Genomic DNA, 996 nt, shown 5'->3' with positions numbered 1-996 from the left:
CCCCAGCGCCTTCCTGCAAGCCCGCCAAAAGCTCGGGGACAAGAGTATCGAACGGCTGTTTCACGAGACCGCCTCGCTCTGGCACCAGCAGGCCAATCACCCCGGCTGGGCAGGGCTGCAACTGCTCGCCGTTGATGGCGTGATGTGGCGCACGCCCGATACCCCGGACAATGCCGCTGCGTTTGCCAAACCCGGCACCCAGCATGGCGAGACCGCTTATCCGCAGGTGCGCATGCTCTGCCAGATGGAGCTCACCAGCCACCTGCTTGTGCAAGCGGTCATGGAGAGTTGCACCGTCAACGAGATGGTGCTGGCCGAGCAGCTTATCGCGCGCACGCCAGACCACTCGCTGACCCTGTTCGACAAGGGGTTCTATTCGCTTGGCCTGCTCCACGCCTGGCAAACCACCGGCTGCGAGCGGCACTGGTTGCTGCCGCTCAAAAAGGGCACGCAGTATGAGGTGGTGCGCAAGCTGGGGCGTCAGGATGTGCTGGTGCATCTCAAGACCAGTCCACAGGCACGCAAGAAGTGGCCGCAACTGCCGGACACGCTGGAAGCCCGCTTGCTGACCCGCAGCCTCAACGGCAAGGAGCGCCAAGTGTTGACCTCGATGGTCGACCCGATGCGTTTCCCGGGGGCTGACATCGTCGAGCTCTACAGCCATCGCTGGGAAATCGAGTTGGGCTATCGGGAGATGAAGCACAGCCTGCAACAACACCGACTGACCCTGCGTAGCAAGAAGGCAATGGGGATACGGCAAGAGCTGTGGGGCGTGTTGTTGGCGTACAACCTGCTGCGTAGCCAGATGGTGAAGATGGCGGCGAGTCTAAAGGGATACACGGCGAGTCAGCTGAGTTTTCACATGGCGTCGGTCTATCTTATCCATGAACTGAGCTGCATGCCGTACCTATCACCGGGTACTATCCCGAAGCGGGTAGCTGACCTGGAGAAACAGGCGGGACAGTTTGTGCTGCCGGAACGAAGGGAGCGAAGTTA

Annotated in this window: 1 protein-coding gene; it reads left to right on the top strand. The window is 61.0% G+C overall.

Going from position 1 to position 996, the window contains the following annotated elements:
• Nucleotides 1-996, top strand: a 996-nt coding sequence (locus OKC40_RS22590) for an IS4 family transposase (RefSeq protein WP_270797040.1), incomplete at both ends; no start/stop codon positions are given.

This window comes from Aeromonas sp. QDB11, assembly GCF_027705265.1.
Taxonomy (GTDB): Bacteria; Pseudomonadota; Gammaproteobacteria; order Enterobacterales; family Aeromonadaceae; genus Aeromonas; species Aeromonas allosaccharophila.
The sequence above is the reverse complement of the archived record's forward strand: the minus strand, read 5'-3'. Positions and strand labels throughout refer to the sequence as shown.